The organism is Planktotalea arctica, from assembly GCF_002105285.1.
Lineage (GTDB): Bacteria > Pseudomonadota > Alphaproteobacteria > Rhodobacterales > Rhodobacteraceae > Planktotalea > Planktotalea arctica.
Map to the genome: position 1 here is coordinate 80002 of NZ_MUHR01000001.1, position 24994 is coordinate 104995.

The window sequence follows — 24994 nt, forward strand, 5'->3', positions numbered from 1 at the left end:
GTGTGCGCGGCGAAACTAGGGGGTCTATCCTTTGATCAATCGTAAAACACTACTCGCGTCGCTGTGCGCGACGTCGCTCTTCGCCTTAAGTACCGTTGCACATGCGGACTGCGCTGAACCGGTCAAGGTTGGCGTGCTTCATTCGCTTTCCGGCACGATGGCCATTTCCGAGACAACTTTGAAAGATACCATGCTGATGTTAATCGAGCAGCAAAACGCAGCCGGTGGGGTCTTGGGCTGTCAGATCGAAGCGGTCGTTGTCGATCCTGCATCCGATTGGCCCTTGTTCGCTGAAAAGGCGCGGGAATTGCTGACCGTTAATAAAGTCGATGTAATCTTCGGAAACTGGACATCTGTGTCCCGTAAATCTGTTTTACCTGTCATCGAAGAATTGAACGGTTTGCTGTTCTACCCTGTTCAGTACGAGGGAGAAGAATCTTCGCGCAACGTGTTCTACACAGGCGCCGCACCGAACCAACAAGCTATTCCAGCGGTTGATTATTTCCTGGAGGAACTGGGTGTCGAGAAATTTGCTCTGCTCGGCACAGACTATGTCTATCCCAGAACCACCAACAATATCCTTGAACAATACCTGCAAGACAAGGGTATCGCGTCCGGGGACATCTTCGTGAACTATACGCCGTTTGGTCAATCTGATTGGGCGACGATTGTTTCTGACGTTGTGGCCTTGGGTGAAGACGGCAAGCAGGTTGGCGTGATTTCCACGATCAATGGCGACGCTAACATAGGGTTTTATAAGGAACTGGCTGCCGCGGGTATCTCGGCTGATGACATCCCCGTTGTTGCATTCTCTGTGGGTGAGGAAGAACTATCTGGCCTCGATACAACAAACCTCGTGGGGCATTTGGCGGCTTGGAACTACTTCATGTCTGCAGAATCTGATGCGAACACAGCCTTCATCGAGGCTTGGCAGGCATTTGCCGGTGAAGGCCGCGTGACCAACGATCCAATGGAAGCCCACTACATCGGCTTTAACATGTGGGTTGCCGCGGTTGAGGCAGCAGGCACGACGGACGTAGATGCTGTCCGAGCCGCTATGTACGGACAGGAGTTTCCGAACCTGACGGGTGGTACGGCCGTTATGTTACCGAACCACCACCTCGCCAAGCCTGTTCTGATTGGTGAAATCACAGCAGACGGTCAATTCGACATTATTTCTCAGACGAGTGAAGTTCGCGGTGATGCGTGGACCGACTTCTTGCCAGCTTCGGCCGTGTTGGTGTCTGATTGGAAAAATTTGGGTTGCGGGATGTATAACACCGAGACCGAGACCTGCGTTCAGCTGACGTCCAACTACTAAGATATTTTTCAGGCGCACGAGGAGACCTTCGTGTGCCTGTTGTAATGCCGAATACCGAAAGAATAGCATGCGCCATACAATCCTCGCCTTGATGATCTTGCTCGGCACTGCACTGGCGGCATCCGCCCAAACCTTGCAGTCCATCTTGCAAGCCCACGGCGAAGAAATCGCCAGCCCGTCGCGCAATTCGGTCGGCGTCGCTTTGGGGGATATAGTGGCCTCCGGCTTGCCACAAACAACGGACTTTCTAGAGCAATGGGCTGAAAAAAACGTCTGGCAGCGCGATGATGGCATGTTCTTTATCGGTGCCGAGGGGGAGGGCCTTCTAACCCTTACGGACATCGACACTGGCGCGCAATCCGCCGATGCCAGCGCTGAGTATTATCAGCTAAAGCCCAACGGCGGTGTGCGCCGTGTGATCGGGACAGCGCTGGTTCAGTTCCAATTGCTGGACCCTGATCTCACCCGTCGAGAGACCGCCGTCGCCTCGATTGCGCGCCGTCCCGAAGCTGCGCAGCTTGCCCCGCTTATGGCCTCTATCGATGGCGAAGTGGACGCCGACCTCAAGGCACGAAAAATCCAACTAGCAAATTTCTTGTCCGCACGGTTTGCCGAAAGCCCGATGAATCGAATTGCAGCGATCAACAGTCTTGCAACTGATACATCTGTTGAGGCCCGCGCCGTCCTGAATCAAATTCTCACTAAGTCGCCAGGTGTCTCCGACCGCGCGCCTGACGGCAACATCGCGGCAATCCTTGACCCGTTCATCGATCCGGATCGGTCTTACGCCGCTTTGGTTGCCGCCAACCTTGCGCCTGCGCGCCAAAGCGCCGCTGACATCAAAGAGGCACTGGAGGCTAACATCATTGGGGGTCGCATCGCGGACCTCCCTGTGGCTCAAATGGATGATCCAGCAAATCGCGCGGCGGCCTATGCAGCCCTCGCCGCGCGTGGAGCCGTCCCCACGCTGGTCACCGACGAGGCGCGCAATGCCGCCTTGTCCGCACATGTGTTCTACGAACTTTACGCCACGCCAAACGCCGACATTACAACCGCCGCCGCTACTGCGCTTGCCTCGGTCGAAACCCGTGTAGCATCGGCCCAGGCGGTTGATCTAACACTCGACGCCTTGTCTTTGGCATCGATCTTTTTCCTCGCGGCCATAGGACTTGCCATCACCTTCGGGGTAATGGGCGTGATCAACATGGCCCACGGTGAATTCATCATGATGGGCGCTTACACGGGCTATGTGGTGCAGTTGTTCATTCCTAATTACACCGTATCGATAGTCGTAGCTTTGCCACTGGCGTTCGCTGTAACATTTGCCGCAGGCGTGGTGATGGAACGCTTGGTGATCCGCCGATTGTATCATCGCCCCCTCGAAACCTTGCTTGCGACCTTTGGTATCTCGATCGCGCTACAACAGATTGCCAAGAATATCTTCGGCACCCAAGCGCGCCCGCTGACGTCGCCCGACTGGTTGGCAGGTGCCTTTGTGGTCAATGACGTTATCCGGATCAGTTTTATCCGCATTGCCATTTTTGCCATGGCCCTGATCTTTCTGGCGCTGATCTTGTACATCCTCAAACGCACACGGCTTGGCCTTGAGGTTCGCGCTGTCACCCAAAATCCAGGCATGGCGTCATCCATGGGAATCAACCCGAATCGGATCAACATGATGACCTTCGGCCTTGGCTCGGGCATTGCTGGCATCGCTGGGGTGGCCATTGGTCTATATGCCAAAGTCACCTCTGAAATGGGGTCTGATTACATTGTGCAGAGCTTTATGACCGTGGTCGTTGGCGGTGTCGGCAACGTTTGGGGCACGCTTGCGGGGGCAGCGATGATCGGTTTTGGCCAAAAGGGGATCGAATGGTTGAACCCATCCAACACCTTGGCCGCGCAAACCTATATGATCCTGTTCGTCATTCTATTCATTCAATTTCGCCCCAAAGGCATCGTCGCCCTCAAGGGCCGCGCGGCAGGAGATTAGGTATGGAACGCTCTTTCATTGCAAAAAACCCGTCCGTGCTGTGGTTCCTCTTGGGGCTTGCTGGCTTCACGATTGTCATCACGATTCTGAGCGAAGCCTCTGGGGCCGCTCTGATTTCCACCTCGTTTGTCAAAACTCTCGGTAAAACCTTATGTTTGTGCCTTGTCGCAATCGCGATGGACGTTGTCTGGGGCTACTGCGGTATCCTCAGCCTTGGACATTTTGCCTTTTTCGGAATCGGAGGCTACGCCATCGGCATGTGGCTGATGTATGCGCGCACCGAAGATATCGTGATTGCCTCGCTCGAAAACGCAACGTTGCCGCCCACACCGGATGAAATCACCAACGCCATCGGCACCCAAATATTTGGTGTTGTCGGCAGTTCGGACTTCCCGATGATTTGGGCGTTTTCCCATTCCCTCACCTTGCAACTTTTGGCGGTCGCCCTTGTGCCGGGCTTGCTGGCTTTGGTCTTTGGCTGGCTTGCATTTCGCAGCCGCGTCACAGGTGTTTATCTGTCGATCCTGACGCAAGCGATGACCTTGGCGCTTTCGCTTTACTTTTTCCAGAACGACACTGGCCTTCGCGGCAACAACGGGCTGTCTGGATTACAGAACATTCCTGGGCTTGAGGCTGTGTCCCAAGCGACCCTGTCGCTTTGGTTCTTCTGGGCCTCCGCATTTGCCCTTGGTGTGGGCTACGTTCTGTTTGCATGGATCACCGCGGGCAAACTGGGATCAGTCATTCGCGCAATCCGCGACAATGAGGCCCGCGTGCGATTCCTCGGGTATCATGTGGAAAGCTACAAACTGTTCGTCTTCACCATAACCGCCATCATCGCCGCCATCGCAGGCGCGCTGTATTACCCGCAAGCAGGCATCATAAACCCCGCTGAAATCGCACCTATTGCGTCGATTTATCTGGCGGTTTGGGTGGCCATCGGTGGGCGGGGTCGTTTGTATGGCGCGGTCATTGGCGCGGCCGTCGTGTCGTTGATGTCGTCTTGGTTTACGGGCGGCAAAGCGCCTGACATCAACCTTGGGTTCTATGTGATCGGGTGGACAGACTGGTGGCTGGTGCTGCTTGGCCTCACCTTTGTGGCGGTCACATTATTCTTCCCCAAAGGTATCGGCGGATTGTTCGACCTTTTGCAGCCCCGCAAGGGAGACGCGCCATGAACACCCTTCTCGAAGTCTCGGGCGTCAGCGTTAGCTTTGACGGGTTCAAGGCGATTAACAACCTGTCCATTCAAATTGCCGAGCCTGAACTGCGCGCCATCATTGGCCCTAATGGCGCAGGCAAAACCACCTTTATGGATATCCTCACAGGTAAAACCAAACCCGACGAAGGGCGCGTGATTTGGGGTGAGAAATCCGTGTCCTTGCTGGGCATGAGCGAAAGCCAGATCGCGCAAAGCGGGATCGGGCGCAAGTTCCAGAAACCTACCGTCTTTGAGGCGCAAACGGTGCGCGAGAACATTGTCATGGCCCTCAAAAACCCGCGCGGTCCGTTTGATCTATTGTTCAAGCGCCGTGTGGATGACAGCGCGGACCGCGCGCGCGAGATCAGCGATGAAATTGGGCTATCGGATGCGCTTGATCAAACCGCGGGCGCGCTCAGCCACGGGCAAAAACAATGGCTTGAAATTGGGATGCTGTTGGCGCAAGACCCGCGTCTTTTGTTGGTGGATGAACCCGCCGCTGGCATGTCACCGTCCGAGCGTGAACACACAACCGACCTGCTGGTGCGCGCCGCCAGAACCCGCGCTGTTGTGGTTGTTGAGCATGATATGGAATTTGTGCGCCGTTTGAATTGCAAGGTCACGGTGCTGCACCAAGGTTCAGTTCTTGCCGAAGGCAGCCTTGATCATGTTACCAAAAACCAAGACGTCGTTGACGTGTATTTAGGGCGCTAGAGCATGTTGAATATCGAGAACCTCACCCTGAAATATGGGCAAAGCCAGATCCTAAATGGCGTGTCACTAAGTGCGAGGGCAGGTGAAGTCACCGCCGTAATGGGAACAAACGGCGTCGGTAAAACCAGCCTTTTGAAAGCGATAGCAGGGCGACACCCCTATGCGAGTGGCACTATGGCGCTTGATGGCAAATCCATCGAGCACCTTAACGCCTTTGACGCCGCCAAAGCGGGCATCGCTTATGTGCCGCAGGGCCGCGAGGTGTTTCCGATGATGAGCGTGGTGGAAAACCTTCAGACAGGGTTCGCCTGTCTGGACAAAGCCGACCGCGCTGTTCCCGAACACATTTATGATTTGTTCCCCGTGTTGAGCGACATGGCCGACCGCCGCGGCGGGGACCTTTCGGGGGGACAGCAACAACAGCTTGCTATTGCACGCGCTCTAATTACGCGCCCCAAAGTATTGTTGCTCGACGAGCCGACAGAGGGCATCCAGCCCAACATCATCCAGCAAATTGGTAACGTCATTCGCATTCTGTGTGAACAAGGCGATATGGCTATCATTCTGGTCGAACAGTTTTTTGATTTCGCCTATGATCTCGGTGATGAATTCATTGTGATGAAACGTGGCGAGGTGGTGTTGCACAAGCGCGCCGATGATCTTGATCGCGGCACGCTGTACCAGCAAGTTTCAGTTTAGGTTTTCGGGACCTCAAAGCCACCGATCTGGGCCAAAAATCCCAAAACCACATCCGCCCCGTTGCCCTTGCGCAGGCTGGTGAACACAAACGGCTTGCCTGCGCGCATGCGGGTCGCGTCGCGCTCCATCACCTCAAGAGAGGCCCCGACATGAGGCGCTAGGTCGGTTTTATTGATGACAAGAATATCCGACTTCGTAATCGCAGGCCCGCCTTTACGCGGGATTTCTTCGCCTGCCGCCACGTCGATCACATAGACGGTTACATCGGCCAATTCAGGACTAAACGTGGCCGAAAGATTGTCGCCCCCGCTCTCGATCAGTACGATTTCCACATCCTCGTGGCGGGCGCGCATTTCGGCAATCGCCGCTAGATTGATCGAGGCATCCTCACGGATTGCCGTATGGGGACACCCTCCCGTTTCCACACCAATCACACGGTCTTGGGGTAGTATTTGCATACGCATCAGCGCTTCTGCATCTTCTTGAGTATAGATGTCATTGGTTATGACCCCGATGGAGATTTGCGGGTGCAATATCCGCGCCAGTGCTGCCGTCAATGTGGTTTTGCCCGCACCAACAGGGCCGCCAATGCCGATCCGAAGGGGTCCGTTTTGTGATGTCATTGTTCTAACTCCGGAATACGCGGGAATATTGGGTTTCGTGGCGCATGGCCGCGATATCGGACGCCCATGCACAATTGTGTAGATCGTCCAGTGTGGCCCCGATGCTCGCCCTAGCTATGGCTGCGCAATGTGGCTTCAACGCGGTTTGCACTTTCTGCCCGTCCACTTGGCCCAATGGCACCAATCGCAGCGCTGCTGCGACGAGGTTCGCTATGTAGGCTTGCAGATACATGGCCGTGGTCAACTCAGGATCAAGTTTCATCACAACTGCCGCTTGGCCCACGGCAACTGGGTAGCAAAGTCGCCCTAGATCAAGATCCCAAACGGCTTGAACTGTTTCGCAAAACGCAGCACCCTGCAGATCGGTTTCCTTCAACCGTTCGGCACTGCTCGCAAATGCCCGTGCCTGTTCGTCAACCTCTGCGGCGTCCCCGCCATAAGCCATATTCAACAAAACAGCGTCCGATTGGGCCCCGCCAAACTGCAATAGATCTGATAACCATGCTTCTAACGTTGCAGCACAGGTGATTGCCCCCTCGTTGATCGCCGTTTCCAGCCCGTGCGAATAGGCAAAGCCCCCAACCGGAAAACTGGGCGACAGCAATTGCGATAGCGTGAGTGCGTCAGTGTTCGTGGTCATGCGCCGTCGCCACGTGTTCATGGGAATGCGTGCGCCCGTGTCCATATGCGCCGCCCTCGGGGGTGAATGGTTGGTGGACCTTGCGAACAGTCGCCCCGAGGTGTTCCAACATATGCCCGATGACGGGATCGTCTTGGATCAACAATCGTGTCGCATCGATTTGGCAGGGTGTGTGGCGATTGCCGATGTGCCACGCCAGCTGCACCAGATCGCCCGTGATTTCTAACAACGGTTCCTCGGCGGCAATGACTTCGATCAGTCGTCCATCGACAAGTTCGAACGCGTCGCCATGATCCATCGATGTGGTATGTGCCAAATCCACCAACAGGGTCTCGCCGTGGGCAGTCTTGATGACCTTGCGGCGCAGAAAGCGTTCGTCATAAGTGAGCACGCATAGCGAAAACGCCCCCGTCCATGTCCCCGCTTTTCTGATTTTTTGAGTTATGAAGTCCGCCATCAGAACAAGAAATATCGCTGTGCCATGGGCAATTCCGTGGCGGGTTCGCAGGTGAGTAATTCACCATCCGCACGCACCTCATAGGTTTCGGGGTTTACCTCCATATGGGGGGTGGCGGTGTTGTGTATCAGGTTCGATTTCCCGATGTTGCGGGTATTCCGAACGGCCACGGTTTGCTTTGCTAGACCCAAGGTTTTTCCGATATCATTGGCCTGCGCCGCCGCAGAGACAAAACAAACGGCCGAATGTTCGACAGATCGCCCGAATGCCCCGAACATGGGCCGTGAATAGACGGGTTGCGGTGTTGGGATTGATGCATTTGGATCGCCCATTTGGGCGCAAACAATCGTTCCTGCCATCAAAACCATTTCAGGTTTCACACCAAAGAATGCAGGGTTCCACAGCACTAGATCGGCGCGTTTTCCTTCAGTAATACTGCCAATCTCGTGGCTGATCCCATGGGCAATTGCAGGGTTGATTGTGTATTTCGCGATGTAGCGCCGCACACGAAAATTGTCATTCTCGCCGGTTTCTTCGGCCAATCGTCCGCGCTGTTTCTTCATCTTGTCTGCCGTCTGCCAAGTGCGGATCAACACCTCGCCTACACGGCCCATGGCCTGACTGTCTGATGCAATAATCGAAAATGCGCCCATGTCATGCAGGATATCCTCAGCGGCAATCGTCTCTCGGCGGATACGGCTTTCGGCAAAGGCCACGTCTTCGGGGATGGATTTGTCGAGGTGGTGACACACCATCAACATATCCAGATGTTCCTCAAGCGTGTTGACCGTGTAAGGCCGCGTTGGGTTGGTGGAGGACGGCAAGACGTGCTCTTCGCCGCAAATCTTGATAATATCGGGGGCATGGCCACCGCCTGCACCTTCAGTGTGAAACGCATGGATGGTGCGCCCCTTCATGGCTGCGACGGTGGTTTCTACAAAGCCGGATTCATTCAAGGTATCCGTGTGGATCATCACCTGAACATCCATGTCATCGGCAACGGACAAGCAGCAATCAATGGCTGCGGGCGTGGTGCCCCAATCCTCATGCAGCTTCAATGCACAGGCCCCGCCATTCACCATTTCCACCAGCGCGTCTGGCTGGCTCGCATTGCCTTTGCCCGCAAACGCAAGGTTCATTGGAAAGGCATCCGCCGCTTGCAACATGCGCCCGATGTGCCACGGACCGGGTGTGCAAGTGGTTGCGAGCGTGCCGTGGGCCGGGCCCGTACCGCCCCCAAGCATCGTGGTCAGACCAGAGTGGAGTGCGTCCTCGATTTGCTGCGGGCAAATGAAATGGATATGACTGTCAAAACCACCGGCCGTCAGGATGCGTCCCTCACCCGCAATTACTTCGGTGCCGGGCCCGACGATAATATCGACGCCAGGTTGGGTATCAGGGTTTCCAGCCTTGCCAATTTTGTGAATACGCCCGCTGCGCAGACCAACATCGGCCTTATAAACCCCGCTATGATCCACAATAAGCGCGTTGGTGATAACGGTATCCACTGCACCTTGCGCACGCGTTGCCTGCGATTGCCCCATCCCGTCGCGGATGACCTTGCCACCACCAAATTTCACTTCTTCGCCGTACGTTCGACTGTTTCCGCCATTGGCGCGCTCGGCCGTCAGGTCCCGCTCGACCTCGATGATCAAATCTGTGTCTGCAAGACGCAGCTTGTCGCCCACAGTCGGGCCAAACATGGCTGCGTAATCCGCGCGTGAAATCGAACTGGCCATGCTACAGCTTTCCCATAACTTTATTATTAAACCCGAAAATTCGCCGTGCGCCTGACACCTCGATCAAGTTCACTTCGCGCCGCTGCCCTGGTTCAAACCGCACAGCGGTGCCAGGTGCGATGTCGAGGCGTCGCCCGTAGGCCGCGTCGCGATCAAATTCCAAAGCTCCGTTACTTTCGGAAAAATGATAGTGGCTGCCGACCTGTACGGGCCGATCGCCGGTATTCGCTACCATTAACGTGATCGCATCACGCCCTTCATTCAGGATCAGCTCGCCGTCGGCGGGGAAAAGTTCGCCCGGAATCATTTTGGGGATCATCTGAGTCTCCTATCGGATCGGGTTGTGAACGGTGACAAGTTTGGTGCCGTCAGGAAACGTCGCCTCAACCTGCACATCGTTGATCATTTCGGCGATGCCCTCCATACATTGGCTACGGGTTACGATATGCGCCCCTGCCTCCATCATGTCGGCCACGGACCGCCCATCGCGCGCCCCTTCAACGACTGCATCGGTGATCAACGCAATTGCTTCGGGGTAGTTCAATTTTACTCCCCGCGCCAAACGTTTGCGCGCCACCTCTGCAGCCATGGCCACTAGCAACTTGTCTTTTTCACGAGGGGTTAACTGCATGGGTCAAAGTCTCCAGTTCTTTGGCACGGCATCGTTTGTGAGTAATTTCAGGATCGGCAAAAGGATGGTGCGCAAAGCAAAGCTGTCAGCGGCTAGGATGCGCACAACAAGGACGGTTTCGGATAACAGGCTGGCACCCGCGCAGCTCGGCAAAAGTGCGCGAACAGGATCAAGAAACAGCTTAGCATTTTGCTCGGCCAGAACTATGCTGGCCATAGCTCTGGCCCCATTTGCGACAGCTGGGCGCCCAAGTTGGCTGGCGATATCACCTTCGAACTTGAACCGGTCCAGATAAAGGCTCTGACGATTGGAGAATATAGATACGCGATCATCCAAGCCTGCGGAGCGCAGGGTCTCTCCCGATGCTTCGCGTCCAAACACCATTGGCTCAACCATCAGAAATTTGGCTCTAGGGTGGAGATGCACATCCAGACGTCGTCGCAAACGCGCCCGATCAAACACAATTGTTTCTTGTGGAAGCCAATAAAGTTGCGCGCCTTGTTCGGCAGTCAAAGTCGTCTGGATTGAACCCGCATTCAAATCCGAAGCGCCGTAGATGCGTTCGGCAGCTTGTGTTGTACAACTGATATTGGCGTTCTCATGGGCTGTGACAGTAGTTGAAAACTGATCGCCCCCCGTCACACCGCCTGCTGTGTTAATGATTACGGCTTCAACATTCCCGCTTACGGGGCGCGGGAATATCGCGCGAAACGACCCTTGTTGGCGCAGGTTCTTTAACCGCGTGACATCACCCGATGCCCGCTGCGCACTAATATTTAGCATCCCTCGAGCGCGCTGAAAAACAGGCAAAGAATTGATGGGAATGTGTGCAGTCACGCCAGCCTCTTCACATGTTAGCAGATAAGCCGTGGCGGGATTTGTCACAATGAGCAAGCAAAGGCCGTGAATGCGAAGTGGTTTACCAAGCGTTTGCGTGATCGCTTAATAATTAGACTGACATGCGTGAAAAACAGGCTGAAAAAATATTGAAAACAAACGCGGCACTAATCCAAAAGCCAGAACCTTGTTGCGGTTCCGCATAAGTTCAAGCGGATTCAAAACGGTTAGCCGAAGCGCGAATTTTCATAGCTAAAGCAAGCGAAATCATGATTTTTGCGAGGCTCCGTCCTCTAACATCCGCACTTCCCGCTGCGGGAACGGGATAGAAATATCGTTCTCCTTGAACGTATCCCATAGCGCCAAGAACACAGCGCCGCGCACATTTGTGAGGCCGCCTGTGGGGTCTCTGATCCAGAAGCGCAGGATGTAATCGACGCTGCTATCGCCAAAACCCACCACGTGACACACTGGTGCGCGAGGTGCGCCGAGCACGCGGTTCACGGATTGCGCAGCGTCAACGGCCAGCGCGCGAACCTTGTGAGGATCATCGCCGTAGGCCGCGCCGAAAAAGATATCAAGGCGCACATAGTCACTGGAATGGGACCAGTTGACCACTTGGCCCGTGATCAAATCCTCATTCGGGATCAAGTATTCTTTACCATCGCGCGTAACTACGCTGACATAGCGCGCACCAAGCGAGTTGATCCAGCCGAACGTCTCACCCAGCGAAATGACATCCCCCGGTTTGATCGATTTATCGAGCAGGATGATGATGCCGGAAACAAGGTTGGAGACGACCTTTTGCAGGCCAAAACCAAGGCCGACACCGATGGCTCCTGAAAGCACCGCGAGCCCGGTCAGATCGACCCCGACCGTGCGCATCCCGATGAAGAAGGCAGCGCCATAGAGCAGCACTTGCAGGAACTTGATTGCGAGTACCTGCATCGATGGCGAGATTTCATCGTTGCGCCGGATGGTGGCCGAAGACACGGTGGACACGAAACGCGCGCCCGCGAAAAGCACGGCCAGAATGATGATCGCCTGCAAAACTGTCCAAAGCGATAGCCGCATGGTGCCAATCTCGAAGGCAATGCTTTGCATCACGTTTTGCGCTTCGTCCGTCAGGCTCACGATGCTGAGCGTCACCCAAATCCATGCGCCATACCGTATGATGCTGCGCAGCAAGGGATTGTGAATGAAGCGGGTGAAGAAGGCGACGAAGAACCACGCACTTGCGAGATTGGCGATGATCGAGAGCAAGTAGGAGCGCGAGGGCCAAGTCATTTCGCGCATGATCAGTACGGTGGCCCAGATCAGCGCCACATAAACCAAAAGGCGCAAACGTCTGTGCAGCATGACCAGAATGCGCATGCGCCATGTGGGCCAGCCTTCGCGCGTGCGCATCCATGTGTGCATACGCGGTTTGAGCACGCCCGTTAGAAAATGCGCCGCGATGAACACACCAAGCGCAATGGCGATCTGATAGGCGATCCAGGGGCGCAGCAGGTTTTCGGTGATGCCTTGCGCGAAATCGGCAAAGGAAAACGCCGCCTCTCGCAGTTCGGCCAATGCGTCGGGCGCGGTTACTGCGTCCTCAGCTGCGGCTGTTGTGGCCTGCTCCAGGGTGCTTTGCGCGGGGGTATCGCTCACGGGGGCACCTTTGCCTCATTTTGTTTGCGTTACTCTGTCACGGGGCTTTGGCCTCGGCAAGGTTAGCGCAACAAAATGACGGACGTGGTTTGAAGCGCCTCTTCACCCGAAAGCGATATAGCGAGAAAGAACATGGCAACAAGCATCGCGATCATGGCGAACTGCAGGCGCGCGAGCGCGGAGATTTCAAGCACTGATTTCATAATGACGGGTGTACGCGCCCGGTCTCGACTTGGATCAGTCTTGGATCAAAAGAAAATCGCAAAAAAGTGGCGTCTTGCGAGACTCGGGCAGAGTGGTGTATCTGCGGGTCATGATACGTGTTTTCGATCTGAACGAGCGCACACGCCTGCGCGAACGCTTTTACGGTGCCTTGCGCGCCGTGCTGGCGCGCCTAGGCTAGGGCCTATTTGATCAGGTAGCTTTGACGCTAGCGCATTTACAACATTCACAACAACGACGGGAGTGGACCCATGTCCCCCAAGACGATCTATGACAAAATCTGGGATGCGCATGTTGCGCATGAAGCGGAAGACGGCACGTGCCTGCTCTATATCGACCGCCACCTTGTGCACGAAGTGACCTCGCCGCAGGCCTTCGAGGGTCTGCGCATGACGAGTCGCACAGTGCGCGCGCCGGACAAGACGATTGCGGTGCCGGATCATAACGTGCCCACGACGCTCGACCGTGTCAAAGGTATCGAGAACGTAGAGAGCAAAATCCAAGTCGACGCGCTGGACAAGAACGCCAAGGATTTTGGCATTCATTACTATCCAGTGTCCGATGTGCGCCAAGGTATCGTGCACATCGTCGGACCCGAGCAGGGCTGGACCCTTCCGGGCATGACCGTTGTTTGCGGTGACAGTCATACAGCAACGCATGGCGCATTCGGTGCACTTGCGCATGGCATTGGCACATCCGAGGTCGAGCATGTTCTGGCCACGCAAACGCTGATCCAGAAGAAATCCAAGAACATGAAGGTCGAGATCACGGGCAAATTGAAGCCTGGTGTCACGGCCAAGGACATTACGATGTCTGTGATCGGTGTTACTGGCACGGCTGGCGGTACAGGTTATGTCATCGAGTATTGTGGCGAGGCCATCGAGGCCCTGTCCATGGAAGGTCGCATGACCGTCTGCAACATGGCGATCGAGGGCGGCGCGCGCGCAGGCCTGATCGCGCCGGACGAGAAGACATATGAGTATTGCAAAGGTCGCCCGCACGCGCCCAAGGGTGCAGAGTGGGAAGCGGCCGAGACGTACTGGCGCACGCTCTTCACCGACGAGGGTGCGCAATTCGATAAGATCGTGACACTGAATGGCGCGGATATCGAGCCGAGCGTGACATGGGGCACATCGCCCGAGGACGTTCTGCCAATCTCGGGCGTTGTTCCATCCCCCGAGGATTTCGAAGGCGGCAAAGTCGAGGCAGTGAAACGCGCGCTTGAATATATGGGCCTGACAGCTGGTCAAAAGCTGACGGACATCGAAATTGACACAGTTTTTATCGGGTCTTGCACCAACGGTCGGATCGAGGATTTTCGCGCTGTTGCGGAAGTCGTCAAAGGAAAAAAGATCAAAGAAGGCATGCGCGCGATGATCGTGCCCGGCTCCGGCCTCGTGCGGGCGCAGGCCGAGGAAGAGGGCCTAGCGGATATCTTCCGCGATGCCGGTTTCGAGTGGCGCCTTGCGGGTTGTTCCATGTGTCTTGCGATGAACCCCGATCAATTGTCTGAGGGTGAGCGCTGCGCAGCGACGTCGAACCGTAACTTCGAGGGTCGTCAGGGCTATAAGGGGCGTACACATCTTGTGTCGCCCGCCATGGCAGCGGCGGCTGCAATCACCGGCAAGCTGACCGATATTCGGGACTTTACCTGATGAACCGACGCGGATTCCTGTCCATGCTTGGCTCTGCGGCAGTTATGCCTGCGGTGCCTTTGCGGGGTGCGTTCGCCGCCCCTGCGGCTGCGGCAGGATATTCGCGTTACATGTTCGGGCTGGGGGTATTTCATGCGGCGACGCAGCCGACGCTGACGGCTGCCGAACTGGCCAGCCAACTGCGCATTCCGCTAGAGCAATCCAGCGTAATGATCGCAGAAATGCAGGCCAAGGGCGTGCTCAAGGAAGGCGCGAGTGACGTCTTTACTGCGCATGGCGGCAAGCTGCGCACGTCGCAAAGACGCACGGCACGGCCAAAACCCGATCTCAACAAAATGCAAAAGGCGCCGAAAGTGGCGCAGGAGACGACAATGGAAAAATTCGACAAACTATCCGGTATCGCCGCACCGATGCCGCTGGTGAATATCGACACGGATATGATCATCCCCAAGGTGTTCTTGAAAACGATCAAACGCACGGGGCTGGGCGTAAACCTGTTCGATGAGATGCGTTATGATCGCCAGGGAAACGAGATTGCCGATTTTGTGCTGAACAAACCTGCCTACCGGAATGCGCAGATCATCGTTGCGGGCGATAATTTCGGCTGCGGTTCCTCGCGCGAGCATGCCCCTTGGGCGCTTGCGGATTTCGGTATCAAATCGGTGATTTCTACCTCTTTCGCTGACATTTTTTACAACAACTGCTTCAAGAATGGCATCCTACCTATCGTGCTGCCGCAAGCCGCAGTGGATGTGTTGATGAAGGACGCTGAAAAAGGTGCGAACGCGCGTTTGGATGTGGATCTGGTCGAGCAGACGGTGACCAGCTCTGACGGCGAAGTGTTCTCTTTCGAGGTGGATAGCTTCAAGAAACATTGCCTGATGGAGGGCCTCGACGACATCGGCCTGACGATGGCGAAAGCAAGCTCGATTGATGCGTTCGAAGCCAAGGCAAGCGCGCTGCGCCCTTGGGTCTAAAGTCTGCTGGGTACCGGTAGTAAAAGGGCGAGGCTGCCTGAATGTGGCCTTGCCCGAAGTTTGCAGGCTGTTAACCGCGCTGCGCCAAATGAAGCTCTCAATTTCTTGCAATTGTTACAATGTTGTCTGCGCGTAGCGCTCAAAACTACATGAGCCACAACATATAGTGCGTTGATTTTCATGTGCCTTTTTCTCGCACCTCAATTGATGTAATCTCGCACCAGTTCTGCCCTCTTTTGGCCCCTTTGATTAAGCATGTTAATCTCGCAGCTTGAGATATTGGCTCGATCAAGGCACAAATAGGGCAAGATTGAGGCAGACCGCTTTCATAGGGCGGTTCAAGTTGGAACAAGCAGTCGGCACCGCATCGACAGCGTCCAAGTTGAAGGGAAACAACGTGGTTACGAACGTCTTTGGCGCAGCCATGCGCGCATTTCTCGTGTGGCTATTGATCGCTACACCTTCGCTGATCCTGACGGGCGGTGCTGGCGAGAGCAGTCAGTTGGTTGTGTTTTTCGCTGTGCTTGCTGCAGTCTTCACCTTTGTCGAATATTACAGCAGCTTTCCCTCGATCGTCGAGTTTCGCTTTGCCGCTCCGTTCAATCGTCACCGTTTCGTGACGATATTTGCCATTATCGCCTCACTTTCGCTCGTGTGCAAAGGGGTGTTTCAACCTACTGCGCTGACCCTGACTGTGCGGCACTGGGGCGATTTGCTCGGGCAAGCGATTGATGTGCCGTATTCACCAGTCCGGCTGGTCGTGCTGATGCTCCATGAAAACGCATCGGTCGAACTGGTCGAAATCGTGCGCACCGCAGCAGGCCTTGCCTATTCCATCTCGCTTTTGTCGCTGGTGATTTTCATCTTGCTGGTGCGCGTTGCTAAATGGCCCTCCAAGTCGGGCGCGTTCAATGTCTGGGTTAACCTGCCCTTGTTTGACCCAACAGGCGGCGGCGATGTGTTGGTGCGTCTCAAGCGTGACGCGAATATTAACATTATCTTTGGATTTTTGCTGCCATTCTTGATCCCAGCCGTGGTGAAGACTGCGACCGATCTTGTCGGCAACCTGACGATGGATGATCCGCAAACTTTGATTTGGACAATGAGCGCATGGGCCTTCCTTCCTGCAAGCATGATCATGCGCGGCATCGCCATGGGGCGCGTTGCGGAAATGATCGAAGAAAAACGCCGCCGTGCCTATGCGCAATCGGACGCAACTGCGCAGGCCATCTAACGCTTTTCCTGTGCCTTGTACTTTTGCCTTTCGTTGCGAGTGCGGAAGGATTTCGCATTGCCAGCCTGCATGCTGAACTGACGCGCAAGGGCCCGGGCCTGCTGCTGCGCGATATCGAGCGGGGTAAGGACGAACAGATCGCCGCCTTGCAACAGATCGTGCAATCCGTCGCGCCAGATATCCTGCTTTTGACCAAGGTTGATTTCGATGCTGAACTGCGCACAGCGCGTGCGCTGCAACGCGCGCTGGGCTTTGATCACGCCTTCGCCTTGCCGCCCAATTCGATGGTGCCTACCAGCCTTGACCTAGACGGTGACGGGCGCAAGGGGGATCGCCAATCCTGGGTGCGTTATGCGGGGGAGGGCGCGATGCTTTTGCTCTCGCAGCACCCTGTTCGACTGCGATTTCATATGAACGATCTGCTTTGGAAGGACGCGCCGAATGCTCAGATGCCCATGCGGGCCTCTGACGAGCCGTTCCCGTCAATCGCGGCGCATGAGGCGTTGAAACTTGTGAGCATCGGTCTTTGGGTTGTCGATGTGATGCCAGAGGGCGGTGCGCCCCTGACGCTTCTTGTGTTTCAAAACCAGACGCCTGTGTTCGATGGACCCGAGGACATGAATGGTCTGCGCAATCGTGCACAGCTTGGATTGGTGCGCGCAGTTATGGAGAGCGTCTATGGCACCTTTCCTACAAAGCGCTTTGCTGTGATGGGTAACGCCAACCTAGATCCTGCGCGCGGGGTGGGGGATCGCGGGGCAATCGCGGCGTTTTTGGCGGATCGCCGTGTGCAGGATTTAAGACCGCAAAGCGCATTGGGCGGGGAGGCGACGGCGTTTTGGGACAAGCCGGGGCCGATGCGTGTGTCCTATATTTTGCCAAGCGCAGAGTGGCAGGTTGATCGCGCAGAAGTGGTTTGGCCGCAGGCTGGCCTGCTCCGCACAGCGGCAGAGCAGGCCAGTCGTCACAGAATGATCTGGCTGGAGCTTAGGCCGCCGCCGTAGTCAGGCCTAGTGTGGCCCCTTTGGGCAGCGGAACAAAATCCGTCGCTTGGCGAAAGGCCTCCACCATCGGCGTGTGCTCGAACTCCGGCACGAGTACGTTGAACTTTGTACCATCCAGCCAATGCGGCGTATTCCAGATGTAGCGCATTTCGAAGATATGTTTCATCTCGGGCATGAACGGCCAGACCAGTCGCAGCGGCCACCAAGCCATCTCCTTGATGCGCACATCGTGTCCGCGCGCCTCTGCAATATTTGCGGCCATTTGCTGCGCGCTCAGGGTGTAACCTTCGAAACAAATGTCCGCGAAACGATCAAGGCTATCGCGTTGCTCGGCTACCAAAACGGTCGCGCGCGCGAGGTCTGGCAGGAAGGCCCAAGCGCGTGGAATGCCCGGTTTTCCGGGAAAGGTTAGTGCGCCTTTGCGCAGGCTTGGTGCCATGATCCTGTCGAACCAATTGCCGGATGGCTCGGTGTCCAGATAATCCCCTGCGCGCAAAACAATCGTGCGCACGCCAGCATCGCGGTAACCTTGCTCCATTTTGATGCGGATTTGGCCCAGTAGGTTGGTGGCGCGGTATTCTGATTTATCCGACCAGGGGGCTGGCGTGTTTTCGCCGAACACATAGACATTGCCTGGAATGACCACTGTGGCGTCATTGTCTAGTGCAGCGCGGTAAACGGCAGGCTGCATTGCCAGCACCTGCGCGTTCCACTTTTGATAGGGTGGGTTCCACGCGTTAACAATCAGATCGACCCCGCGCGCGGCGTCCTGCAAAGTGCCGGTTTTGCGATCAAAGCGGCGTACATCCCAACCTGCTTTTTCAAATGCGAGGGCAGCATTGCGGCCAAAACGACCTGTGGGGCCAAGAACTAAAACTGTCTGTGTCATGTCATTCTCCATTTCTTATGGGAACAGATATGCGCCATACACATTCAGTTTGATATTTACCAAATATCTACATCATGTATTCATTTTTGAATGGATAAAGCATTCTCCCAAACTGACTGGTCCCTCATCCGCGCCTTCCTTGCCGTAGCTGAAACCGGCTCGCTTTCTGGGGCTGCGCGCAGTCTTTCGCAAAGTCAGCCCACGCTAGGGCGACAGGTAAAGCTGCTCGAAGAACAATTGGGCTTGCGCCTGTTTGAACGCCAGCCCCGTGGCCTTGCCCTGACGCCAACCGGGGAGAGCCTGCTGGAGCCTGCGCGCGCCATGCGGGAGGCGTTTCATCAACTCAACCTGCGTGCGGCAGGTCGGGACGAGCGGATGCGCGGAACTGTGCGCATAACCGCCAGTGACGTCGTCGCGCGCCATGTGATGCCGCAAATAGTAGCTAAAATTCGCCGTATAGAACCGGATATTCAAATCGAATTGGTACCCACCAACGAGAGCGAAAATCTGTTGTTCCGCGAGGCCGATATTGCGGTGCGCATGTATCGCAGCACCCAGCTTGATGTGATTACTAAGCAAATTGCGACTGCGCCGATGGGAATTTATGCAGCCAAAAGCTATCTGGAGTTGATGGGTACGCCAGATGCAATTGAAGACCTTCTGAATCACACGATCGTTGGCTATGATCGCGATGATCGTATCATCCAAGCGATGCGTGAAATGGGTTGGCCGGTCACGCGTGATTTCTTTGCGGTGCGCTGTGATGATCAAAACACATACTGGGAACTCGTGCGTGCAGGGTGCGGTGTCGGGTTCACCCAACAATCCTTTGCTGAGCATGACCCTTTGGTGCAGCGCCTTATGCCTGCGCTTGTTCTTCCTGCACTTCCGGTCTGGCTGGCAGCGCCCGAGGCGATGCGCTCTACTCCGCGGATCAAGAGAGTTTGGGAGATGTTGGAAGAAGAAATTTGCGAAGTCTTCGAGGGCGTGAACCTTGACGCTACGGCCCCATCTGGATAGGCCGTTTCGCAACAGATTAACCCATGTAGGAACGCGCGATATGAGCAACCCATCCCTTCTTATTCTGGCCGGTGACGGCATTGGCCCCGAAGTCATGGCGCAAGTTCAGCGCATCATTGGATGGTATGGCGAGAAGCGCGGCTTGAATTTCGACGTGAGCGAAGACCTTGTGGGCGGGGCGGCCTATGACAAGCACGGCACGCCTTTGACCGACGAGACGATGGCAAAGGCGCAGGCGGCGGATGCTGTTCTGCTTGGTGCCGTGGGTGGCCCTAAGTACGACGATCTGGATTTTTCCGTTAAGCCAGAGCGCGGCCTTTTGCGCCTGCGCAAGGAAATGGACCTGTTCGCGAACCTGCGTCCCGCACAGTGCTTTGACGCGCTTGCGGAGTTTTCGTCGCTGAAGACGGAACTTGTATCCGGCCTTGATATCATGATCGTGCGTGAATTGACGTCCGGTGTGTATTTCGGCGAGCCTCGCGGTATTTTCGAGGAAGGTAACCAGCGCGTTGGCATCAACACGCAGCGCTACACGGAGGCCGAGATCGAGCGCGGTGCGCGGGCAGCGTTTGAATTGGCGATGAAGCGTGACAAGCGTCTTTGCTCCATGGAAAAAGCCAACGTAATGGAGAGCGGCATTCTGTGGCGTGAAGTCGTGACAGAGGTGTCCAAGGATTACCCGGAGGTCGCGCTGTCGCACATGTACGCGGATAACGGTGCCATGCAGTTGGTGCGTGCGCCCAAGCAGTTTGACGTTATCTACACGGACAATCTGTTCGGCGATATCCTATCCGATTGTGCGGCGATGCTGACAGGCTCGCTGGGCATGCTGCCGTCTGCGAGCCTTGGGGCACCGATGGAAAATGGCCACCCGAAGGCGCTCTATGAGCCGGTACATGGCTCCGCCCCAGACATCACAGGTCAGGGCAAAGCCAACCCAAGCGCGTGTATCCTCAGCTTTGCAATGGCGCTGCGCTATAGCTTTGATCAAGGCGCGGAAGCGGATCGCCTCGAAGCGGCTGTTGAAAAAGTTCTGGCAGATGGTATTCGCACAGCTGACTTGATGCAGGCCGGCGACGGCAAGCCGGTGTCGACCACGGAAATGGGCGATGCAATTTTGGCGGCGCTTGACGCTTCACTCTAAACGCACCTTAGTTTGAGATAAATGCACCAAGGCGGACCTAAGGGCTTGCCTTGGTGTTTGCATGTGTGATGCTTGCGGTAACACGAGGATAAAAATTCGGAGCCGGACTATGGGCAGCAACACACAAGGTGCGTTGATCGCGCTGCTCGCTTTTGCGATTTTTGCGACCCATGATGTGATCGTTAAAGTGCTGGGCGCAGATTATTCGCCAATACAGATCATCTTTTTCTCTGTCCTGTTCGGCTTTCCATGGGTCACCCTGATGCTGATCCGAGATCCGAGTTCGGGCAACCTGCGTCCGCGTCATCCGTGGTGGACCACCTTTCGCACGATCGCTACGACAGCGACGGGCGTATCAGCCTATTATGCTTTTTCCGCGCTGCCGCTGGCGCAGGTCTATGCTATTTTGTTTGCGACACCGTTGTTGATCACTATTTTGTCGATCCCGATCCTTGGCGAAACTGTCAAGCTGCGCCGCTGGGTCGCTGTTCTGGTCGGACTTTGCGGTGTTCTGGTGGTGCTTAAACCGGGTGCAGAGCCTTTGTCGCTTGGCCATGTCGCGGCGCTGGTTGCGGCGATGGGGAGCGCGTTCGCCTCGATCATCGTGCGCAAGATCGGCAAGGATGAGCGTAGCGTCGTGCTCCTGCTTTTTCCGATGATGGCCAATTTCGTAGTGATGGGTGCGCTTTTGGGGTTTGTCTATAAACCGATGCCCGCTGAGCATATGGCCGGAATCGCGGTGATGTCGATCATGGCGCTGCTTGCATCGGCCTTGGTGATCGCAGCCTATAAGGCGGGCGAAGCGGTGGTGGTCGCGCCGATGCAATATTCGCAGATCATCTGGGCAAGCCTGTTCGGCGTGCTGATGTTCAACGAATCGATGGATGCGGCGACAGTGCTGGGTGCAGCCATCATTATTGCCAGTGGGCTCTACATTGTGCTGCGCGAGGGGCGCGCGAATACGTCGCAAAATACACCGGTTTTGCGCACACGCACACGCATGGAGACGGGAACGAGCCTTCGTATCGGCCCGCTCATTCGCGCACTCAAAAAGCAGAAATAGATGGGTCTGTTGCCGCTTGATGTTTTGATGCGCCTGCCGTTGGCACCCTTGATGCTGTGGATGGGTACCCGCGTGCGCCGCAATGCGCTGGTTTTGCCGGAGGCGTCGGGCGCGCGCGAAGGCACGTTCGGTGAGGGGCGTGATGTGCGCCTGTTAATTCTGGGCGATTCGTCAGGGGCGGGCGTAGGCGTGGTGACACAAAGTGCGGCGTTGAGCGGTCAGTTGGTGAACGCGCTTGGCCTGCATTGCCGGGTGCATTGGCGGTTGATTGCCAAGACCGGTGCGACGACGCAAAGCGCGGCTCAAATGTTGCTGGACGCGAGGGGTGGCCCTTATGATGTCGCGGTGCTTGCGCTTGGCGTGAACGATGCGGTGCGCCTATTGCCCTTGCGGTTCTGGCGCGCGCGCCAAGCAAAGTTGCGCAAAATCTTGCGGGAGCGATTTGGCGTGCGCTATATTTGCGTGACTGGCGTGCCGCCGCTTGAATATTTTCCGGCCCTACCGCGGTTGCTCCAGTGGATCCTTGGATCGCATGCGCGCCGCATGGATGGTGTGTTGCAGGAAGATTTGCGCACAGATAGCGGCGCAGAGCATGTGCAGATCGACATGCCCTTCAGCCGTGATGCGATGGCCGAAGACGGCTATCATCCAAGCGCGGATACCTACCGGCTTTGGGGGCAAGCCATGGCGAAAAGAATTCTGGACGTGAATGGGTCAAGCGATTGAGTGATTCTTGCAAAGGCAAAAGGCCAGACAATCGCCCGAAACTGCGCACGATACAGGCAATCTGCACTCCAGGAGGCAAATTCACGGTCGAATCGGCTGACTGTGCAAAATATGTAAGTCAATCAAGCAAATTGGTTGCGTTGTAGTTCCAGTCGCGCTTTAGTCTGTGATGCACAATGCAGGGATAACCTGCTGCAAAGACATGGGGAGCCTCGTTTGGCCGATAGTCACGCTGAAGATGCGTTCGTTGAATTCGACCGCGTACAGAAAAGCTACGATGGGGAAAATCTCGTCGTAAAGGATCTTAATCTTTCATTGCCCAAGGGCGAGTTTCTGACGATGCTCGGTCCATCCGGTTCCGGCAAGACGACTTGCCTGATGATGCTGGCGGGCTTTGAGACTGCGACCCATGGCGACATTCGCCTTGATGGGCAGCCGATCAACAACATTCCTCCGCACAAACGCGGTATCGGAATGGTGTTCCAGAATTACGCTCTGTTCCCGCATATGACCATTGCGGAGAACCTCAGCTTTCCGCTGGAAGTGCGCAAAATGGGTAAAGCCCAGCGTGAAGCGAAAGTGAAACATGTGCTGGAAATGGTGCAGATGGGCGAATTCGGCGGACGCCGGCCCTCGCAGCTTTCCGGCGGCCAACAGCAACGTGTTGCCCTCGCGCGCGCGCTAGTGTTCGAAGCAGAACTTGTGCTGATGGACGAGCCGCTCGGCGCGCTTGACAAGCAATTGCGCGAAACCATGCAGTTCGAGATTAAGCGCATTGCGGATAACCTTGGTATTACAGTGGTTTACGTGACGCACGATCAGACCGAAGCGTTGACCATGTCCGACCGCGTTGCTGTATTCGAGGATGGGCGTATTCAGCAGTTGGCCCCACCGGATCAACTGTACGAAAGCCCGGAAAACAGCTTTGTTGCGCAGTTCATTGGCGAGAACAACACGCTTGAAGGTACTGTCAAAGAGATCAAGAACGGCATTGCCTTGGTGCAGCTTGACGGGGGTGGTCTAATCGATTGCAAGCCGGTCAACGTCACCAAAGCCGGCGAGCGCACACGCGTTTCAATCCGTCCGGAGCGCGTTGAGTTTGACAAAACGCGCCTTCACGCGGATGCTCACACGCTCAAGGCGGAAGTTCTAGAATTTATCTATATGGGTGATATTTTCCGCACGCGTCTGCGCGTTGCCGGAAAAGAGGACTTCATCATCAAGTCACGAAATGCACCGGATCAGGTTCGCTTGGAGCCGGGCAGCGAGATTGAAATCGGTTGGTTGGCAGAAGATTGCCGTGCGCTCGACGCTTGATTGATTTCATCGAATGTCGGACCGAGGTCCGAACGTTCAGAAGATCACGCATGCGTGTCCGTCATGCGGGTCTACAAATAGTACGGACATCTAGGGAGAGGTATCCATGAAGTTTACAACTACACTACTTGCGACTTCAGCGCTTGTCGCAGTTGGCAGCACAGCATCCGCAGAGGGCCACATGGCGTCTGACATGGTTCTGGTCAGCTGGGGCGGTTCGTATCAAAACAGCCAGCAAAAGGCCTACGTAGAGCCTTATCTGGCCATGAACGAAGGTGTGACAGCCATTTGGGACGAAAGCTCTGCCGAGGCAGTCGCCAAATTGCGCGCGATGAACGAAGCGGGCAACGTCACCTGGGATCTGGTCGACGTCGTTGCATCGGATGCAATGCGCCTGTGCGACGAAGGTCTCGCGATCGAGCTGGATCACGACGCGATCCTGCCACCAGCGCCAGACGGCACACCAGCAACTGAAGACTTTGGCGATCTGATCGTCTCTGATTGCTTCGTGCCGCAGATTGTCTACTCGACGACATTCGGCTACCGCACGGACAAAGTAGGCGACACGCCTCCAACATCCGTATGTGCGATCTTCGATCTGGAAGCATATCCAGGCAAGCGTTCGCTTCAAAAGCGCCCAATCGACAACATGGAATGGGCTTTGTACTGTGACGGCGTCGGCAAAGACGACATCTACAGCACGCTCGGCACCGACGAAGGTGTTGCGCAGGCCTTGGCCAAGCTTGACACGATCAAGGACTCTGTAATCTGGTGGTCTGCCGGCGCGGAAACGCCTCAGCTTCTCGCCGATGGCGAAGTTGTAATGGGTTCCACGTTCAATGGCCGTTTGTTCTCTGCGATCGCAGAGCAGAACCAGCCGATTGGCATGCTTTGGGACCTTCAGTCGTTCGATCTTGACGGTTGGATCGTTCCAGCGGGTCTGAGCCCCGAGCGTGAAGCACGCGCATTGGATTTCCTTGCATTCGCAACAGACACACAGCGTCTTGCGGATCAGGCGAAGTACATTTCCTACGGTCCAGCGCGCAAGTCGTCCGCACCTTTGGTTGGCAAGCACGCGACACTGGGTATCGACATGGCTCCACATATGCCGACAGATCCTGCAAACTCGCAGCGTGTGCACATCTATGACTACGAGTGGTGGGCAGACAACCGCGACGATCTGGATGCGAAGTTCCAGGCGTGGTTGGCTCAATAAGCCGCTATGACTTTCGAGG

At 55.9% G+C, this 24994-nt stretch carries 25 protein-coding genes; 15 read left to right on the forward strand and 10 right to left on the reverse strand.

Annotated features, from left to right (window positions below; translation table 11 throughout):
* Nucleotides 1–61: 61 nt before the first annotated feature.
* The 5 genes from urtA (at nucleotide 62) to urtE (ending at nucleotide 5928) form a co-directional block, all read left to right on the forward strand.
* Nucleotides 62–1321 (forward strand): urea ABC transporter substrate-binding protein, encoded by a 1260-nt coding sequence (gene urtA, locus B9P63_RS00420; RefSeq protein WP_425439728.1) that lies wholly within the window; start codon nucleotides 62–64, stop codon nucleotides 1319–1321.
* Between the two features lie 67 nt (nucleotides 1322–1388).
* The gene (gene urtB / locus B9P63_RS00425; protein ID WP_085306582.1) at nucleotides 1389–3314 is read left to right on the forward strand and encodes an urea ABC transporter permease subunit UrtB; all 1926 of its coding nucleotides are present in this window, start codon (nucleotides 1389–1391) and stop codon (nucleotides 3312–3314) included.
* 2 nt (nucleotides 3315–3316) lie between these two features.
* On the forward strand, nucleotides 3317–4492 hold the full coding sequence (gene urtC, locus B9P63_RS00430) for an urea ABC transporter permease subunit UrtC (protein WP_085306583.1): 1176 nt from the start codon (nucleotides 3317–3319) through the stop codon (nucleotides 4490–4492).
* Entirely contained in the window at nucleotides 4489–5229 is a 741-nt protein-coding gene (gene urtD / locus B9P63_RS00435) for an urea ABC transporter ATP-binding protein UrtD (RefSeq protein WP_085306584.1), read from the forward strand. Before urtC ends, urtD begins: the two co-directional genes overlap by 4 nt.
* Nucleotides 5230–5232: 3 nt before the next feature.
* Nucleotides 5233–5928: an urea ABC transporter ATP-binding subunit UrtE gene (gene urtE, locus B9P63_RS00440; RefSeq protein ID WP_085306585.1), complete on the forward strand. Its 696-nt coding sequence runs from the start codon at nucleotides 5233–5235 to the stop codon at nucleotides 5926–5928.
* Here the strand turns inward: urtE and ureG are convergent.
* From ureG to B9P63_RS19080, 9 genes are all read right to left on the reverse strand, one after another.
* On the reverse strand, nucleotides 5925–6551 hold the full coding sequence (gene ureG / locus B9P63_RS00445) for an urease accessory protein UreG (protein WP_085306586.1): 627 nt from the start codon (nucleotides 6549–6551) through the stop codon (nucleotides 5925–5927). The two genes, urtE and ureG, sit on opposite strands and share 4 nt — an antisense overlap.
* 4 nt (nucleotides 6552–6555) lie before the next feature.
* Nucleotides 6556–7191 carry an urease accessory protein UreF gene (locus tag B9P63_RS00450; protein WP_085306587.1) on the reverse strand — a complete coding sequence of 212 codons (636 nt, stop codon included), beginning with the start codon at nucleotides 7189–7191 and terminating at the stop codon, nucleotides 6556–6558.
* Entirely contained in the window at nucleotides 7175–7648 is a 474-nt protein-coding gene (locus B9P63_RS00455) for an urease accessory protein UreE (RefSeq protein ID WP_085306588.1), read from the reverse strand. The genes B9P63_RS00450 and B9P63_RS00455 overlap by 17 nt, the downstream gene beginning before the upstream one ends.
* Nucleotides 7648–9387: an urease subunit alpha gene (ureC, locus tag B9P63_RS00460; protein WP_085306589.1), complete on the reverse strand. Its 1740-nt coding sequence runs from the start codon at nucleotides 9385–9387 to the stop codon at nucleotides 7648–7650. The genes B9P63_RS00455 and ureC overlap by 1 nt, the downstream gene beginning before the upstream one ends.
* A 1-nt stretch (nucleotide 9388) precedes the next feature.
* Complete coding sequence (locus tag B9P63_RS00465; RefSeq protein WP_085307026.1) at nucleotides 9389–9694, reverse strand: urease subunit beta; 306 nt, start codon at nucleotides 9692–9694, stop codon at nucleotides 9389–9391.
* Between the two features lie 21 nt (nucleotides 9695–9715).
* Nucleotides 9716–10018: an urease subunit gamma gene (locus B9P63_RS00470; protein ID WP_085306590.1), complete on the reverse strand. Its 303-nt coding sequence runs from the start codon at nucleotides 10016–10018 to the stop codon at nucleotides 9716–9718.
* A gap of 3 nt (nucleotides 10019–10021) precedes the next feature.
* Nucleotides 10022–10801: an urease accessory protein UreD gene (locus B9P63_RS00475; protein ID WP_085306591.1), complete on the reverse strand. Its 780-nt coding sequence runs from the start codon at nucleotides 10799–10801 to the stop codon at nucleotides 10022–10024.
* A gap of 321 nt (nucleotides 10802–11122) precedes the next feature.
* Complete coding sequence (locus B9P63_RS00480) at nucleotides 11123–12508, reverse strand: mechanosensitive ion channel family protein (protein WP_425439724.1); 1386 nt, start codon at nucleotides 12506–12508, stop codon at nucleotides 11123–11125.
* 62 nt (nucleotides 12509–12570) lie between these two features.
* The gene (locus B9P63_RS19080) at nucleotides 12571–12711 is read right to left on the reverse strand and encodes a hypothetical protein (RefSeq protein WP_176219068.1); all 141 of its coding nucleotides are present in this window, start codon (nucleotides 12709–12711) and stop codon (nucleotides 12571–12573) included.
* A 270-nt stretch (nucleotides 12712–12981) separates the two neighbouring features.
* On the opposite strand from B9P63_RS19080, the gene leuC reads away from it, so the two are divergent.
* The 4 genes from leuC (at nucleotide 12982) to B9P63_RS00505 (ending at nucleotide 17600) form a co-directional block, all read left to right on the forward strand.
* Complete coding sequence (leuC, locus tag B9P63_RS00490; protein WP_085306593.1) at nucleotides 12982–14385, forward strand: 3-isopropylmalate dehydratase large subunit; 1404 nt, start codon at nucleotides 12982–12984, stop codon at nucleotides 14383–14385.
* 371 nt (nucleotides 14386–14756) lie between these two features.
* A complete protein-coding gene (gene leuD, locus B9P63_RS00495; RefSeq protein ID WP_085307028.1) occupies nucleotides 14757–15362 on the forward strand; it encodes a 3-isopropylmalate dehydratase small subunit in 606 nt (201 codons plus the stop codon).
* Between the two features lie 397 nt (nucleotides 15363–15759).
* Entirely contained in the window at nucleotides 15760–16596 is an 837-nt protein-coding gene (locus tag B9P63_RS00500) for a hypothetical protein (RefSeq protein WP_085307029.1), read from the forward strand.
* Nucleotides 16597–16619: 23 nt separating this feature from the next.
* Complete coding sequence (locus B9P63_RS00505; RefSeq protein ID WP_085306594.1) at nucleotides 16620–17600, forward strand: endonuclease/exonuclease/phosphatase family protein; 981 nt, start codon at nucleotides 16620–16622, stop codon at nucleotides 17598–17600.
* Here the strand turns inward: B9P63_RS00505 and B9P63_RS00510 are convergent.
* A complete protein-coding gene (locus B9P63_RS00510; RefSeq protein ID WP_085307030.1) occupies nucleotides 17584–18489 on the reverse strand; it encodes a Rossmann-fold NAD(P)-binding domain-containing protein in 906 nt (301 codons plus the stop codon). The genes B9P63_RS00505 and B9P63_RS00510 overlap by 17 nt on opposite strands.
* A 90-nt stretch (nucleotides 18490–18579) precedes the next feature.
* Here B9P63_RS00510 and B9P63_RS00515 point away from each other — a divergent pair, with 90 nt between their 5' ends.
* The 6 genes from B9P63_RS00515 to B9P63_RS00540 all read left to right on the forward strand — a co-directional run bounded on the left by B9P63_RS00515 (nucleotide 18580) and on the right by B9P63_RS00540 (nucleotide 24975).
* Complete coding sequence (locus tag B9P63_RS00515) at nucleotides 18580–19509, forward strand: LysR family transcriptional regulator (RefSeq protein ID WP_085306595.1); 930 nt, start codon at nucleotides 18580–18582, stop codon at nucleotides 19507–19509.
* A 40-nt stretch (nucleotides 19510–19549) separates the two neighbouring features.
* Nucleotides 19550–20653, forward strand: coding sequence for a 3-isopropylmalate dehydrogenase (gene leuB / locus B9P63_RS00520; RefSeq protein WP_085306596.1), 1104 nt, complete (start codon nucleotides 19550–19552; stop codon nucleotides 20651–20653).
* 109 nt (nucleotides 20654–20762) lie between these two features.
* A complete protein-coding gene (locus B9P63_RS00525; protein ID WP_085306597.1) occupies nucleotides 20763–21716 on the forward strand; it encodes a DMT family transporter in 954 nt (317 codons plus the stop codon).
* Nucleotides 21717–22442, forward strand: a complete 726-nt coding sequence (locus B9P63_RS00530; protein WP_085306598.1) for an SGNH/GDSL hydrolase family protein — start codon at nucleotides 21717–21719, stop codon at nucleotides 22440–22442.
* Between the two features lie 216 nt (nucleotides 22443–22658).
* On the forward strand, nucleotides 22659–23759 hold the full coding sequence (locus tag B9P63_RS00535) for an ABC transporter ATP-binding protein (protein ID WP_085306599.1): 1101 nt from the start codon (nucleotides 22659–22661) through the stop codon (nucleotides 23757–23759).
* Between the two features lie 106 nt (nucleotides 23760–23865).
* On the forward strand, nucleotides 23866–24975 hold the full coding sequence (locus tag B9P63_RS00540; protein WP_085306600.1) for an extracellular solute-binding protein: 1110 nt from the start codon (nucleotides 23866–23868) through the stop codon (nucleotides 24973–24975).
* The last annotated feature ends 19 nt before the right edge of the window (nucleotides 24976–24994 follow it).